The sequence below is a fragment of the Oleiphilus sp. HI0132 genome, from assembly GCF_001635845.1.
Genome location: NZ_LWGJ01001231.1, coordinates 1 through 2,878, shown reverse-complemented (window position 1 = coordinate 2,878; position 2,878 = coordinate 1). Strand labels below are relative to the sequence as shown.

General features: G+C 45.0%; 3 protein-coding genes. All 3 read left to right on the top strand.

From position 1 onward, the window contains the following. Positions 1–1,030: hypothetical protein (locus A3766_RS18120; protein WP_068642644.1), on the top strand; the 1,030-nt coding region annotated here is incomplete at its 5' end. A 95-nt stretch (positions 1,031–1,125) separates the two neighbouring features. After that, the gene (locus A3766_RS18115) at positions 1,126–2,307 is read left to right on the top strand and encodes a hypothetical protein (protein WP_068516507.1); all 1,182 of its coding nucleotides are present in this window, start codon (positions 1,126–1,128) and stop codon (positions 2,305–2,307) included. A 235-nt stretch (positions 2,308–2,542) separates the two neighbouring features. Next, positions 2,543–2,878, top strand: a 336-nt coding sequence (locus tag A3766_RS18110) for a cupin domain-containing protein (protein WP_197479618.1), incomplete at its 3' end; no start/stop codon positions are given.

Below are 2,878 nucleotides of genomic sequence, written 5' to 3'. Positions count from 1 at the left end.
TGGTGTTGAAGCTCAGTCTTTGGCAGAGACTGCGAACATGTCTCCCGATGACGCGCCTTTAGCTATTGAAGACAGGAATGATCCTTTTGAGGGGCGAGAGGTCAAATATCGCTTCCAGCAAATAGCGTCTCATTTTGCTCAGGAGATTAAATACCCTACTTTTTCGCGCCCGATTCATCAGCAACAGGACTTGGTTGAGTATTTACCCAATCGGGCCGTACAGTCTAGTCGACCGATCAATCTTGATGACGTTGATGGAGAGATACAAGAGGTAGGGCCTCGTATTGCTCTCAAGACCTCTAAGTTTAACTATTACCCTGGCGAACCTGTTGTCGCCGTCGCAGATGTGACAGGCATACAAGCTCGTAACTCTGTGCATGTCACGGGGCTAGTTCGAGTTGGTGGACAGATTGTCGCGAAAAACCAAGGTGTTATTCGCTCAGATGACGGTTCTAATCATGCTCACCAGCAATACAGCTTGCATTTTGATGACCTCAGCAATATTCCTGTGAGCGATCAGGGAGACATGGATGTTGTTGCCGAGTTTACGATTGATGGAAATACCTATGCGATTACCTCATTAATAAGGTACCCCAAGACGGTTGCGTCTATAGAGGGGCTTGGTGAGGTCGAGGTTGAAGGAGAATACCTCAAGATTCCAATGCAGGTGACGACCTCTGCTCCCGGCTTGCATGCCATTAAAGCAAATCTTTATGCTGCTGATTTAGGCACACCTCTTGTGCACCTGAATACGGTTGAAGAGCTCAACTCAGAGAGCGGTGTGCTCTTACTGAAAGCACACATCGCAGCACTTAAAAATATGGGCCATGAAGGGCCTTATGAACTCAGGGATCTTTCGTTTACCAGGGGGGCGTCTGCACCAAAATATACCGTGGAGCAAGGGCTGGTCGGCGCGTCTACATATCCTGTTGCCGGTTTCTCTTTTAGCGAATATGACGACGTTCCATACATCGACGAGAGCGCGCAATCACGTTTGGATTTCTTAAATCAACTAGGGAGTACTCACTAAGGCTAGCAACTTTCTGTAGCAGACAAGCTCTTAAATCACTACTCAACACATAATTAAGCTCTTAAAAATAAAGATAAAAGGACAGGAGAATTATCATGAAGATACTCAAGTATATCGTCGCTTTATGCATGGCGGCGTCTAGCCTTTCTAGCTTCGCAGGTCAAATTGCGGGTAAGAATATTTTACTCATCCAAGGGTATTGGCCCACGCATATTGCCGCTGATCCAGGTGACAACGGTAAGGAAGATGGCTATCGATATTGGGGGACGTCTGAACTATACAACGGCGGTAACGGTATTGTTCGGCATGGAGATGGATCGATCAATCAGACGGCAGACCCACATGCTAGAATTCTTTACTATGATTCAGGTAAACACCTAACTGGACCAGGTAATAATGGTGAGCTTGTTGCCAATCAGTTGCAAGAAATCTTCGCAGACACACCTAACTTTTGTGTTGATGGTTGTGTGTTGGTATTGCACTCAACGGGCGATATCGTAATGCGTTATGTTATGGATCCTCAAAATGCTTCACTGTTGGGTGATTATGCCAATAACTTAAACATTGACGCGGTCATCGCCATGGCGGGTGCCGGTGGTGGTACTGACCTGGCGAACATAGGTGTTGACCTGTTTAATGGTATCAACTACGGCTCTACTATTGCTAATGCTATTTCCGATTGGATTGGTGCAGATATTACATTGCCCAGCACGCGAATTGGTATGACGTATGAATTGCAGCCTGAAATTGCTCGAGGCTTAGCCGCGTCTGGTACGTCTAATTCGATCCCTAACTTGCGTATTGCAGGTACGGGTGATGAGCTTTTTGGTCTCGTTACGCACCCGCTGATTACAGGCGGCGATGACAGTGTTGTACCTCTGCATAGTGCATGTGGCTCTAACAGGGAAGAGTCCATTGATTCATGTGTGTCTGATCTAGCTGTAGATGGACGTGTGAAGTATGTCTCGAAGCACCCGTCTGGTTACTACGATTATTACTACCCCATCATTATGAGTGAGAACACACCTCACAATAATATGCCGCAATCCATTAATATCTGGTCTTTCCAAAACCTATTGGTACTTCCATGGTTTGTTGACGGTCACCCAATGACCTTCGCATTGAGCAATGCAAATCAATACGAAAACAGTGGTAATGCCTCAATCGATGTGGATGTAGAGTATCACCATCACTGGTCATGGTTTAAGAAATATCGGTATATCACCAATGCTTCAAGAAAAAGTATGTCTGAAGTGATACTGGACTCATTTGAGTAGTAGAGTCTGAAATACTTAGTCATGTAAAAAACTAGCATAAGGCTGAATAGAAAATCCGATGATGGCAACATTGTCGGATTTTTTTATGGGCTTTCGTTAAGGCTTAATCAATATTTTTGTGGCCCAGGCTTTAAGGCAATGCGTATATACCTGTTTGTTACCGTTAATAATAAAAAAGGTGTCAGGTCTTTTTTTTCACTGTATTGTTAATGCTCACAAGGTATGAGTATTAACAATGTTAAATATGGATTTTTCGGAAAAGCTGGCTCTCGATACAGCGAAAATGGAATGGGATAAAAGCCCTGCTGCCGGTGTTTGGCGTAAACCTTTGGAGCGAGAAGCTAAGGAATCGGGGCATACCACGAGCATTGTAATGTATGAGCCTGGCTCGTCTTTCTCTGAGCACTTTCACCCAATGGGTGAAGAGATTTTTGTATTGGAGGGCGTATTCTCAGATGAAACAGGAGACTTTGGCGCTGGAACCTATATACGTAATCCGCCTGGAAGCAACCATGCCCCGTTTAGTAAGCAAGGCTGTGTTATCTTGGTCAAGCTGAACCAGTTTTCACTC

Coding starts and splice junctions, on each gene's coding strand:
- A3766_RS18115 (WP_068516507.1), top strand. CDS start 1,126: ATGAAGATACTCAAGTATATCGTCGCTTTATGCATGGCGGCGTCTAGC.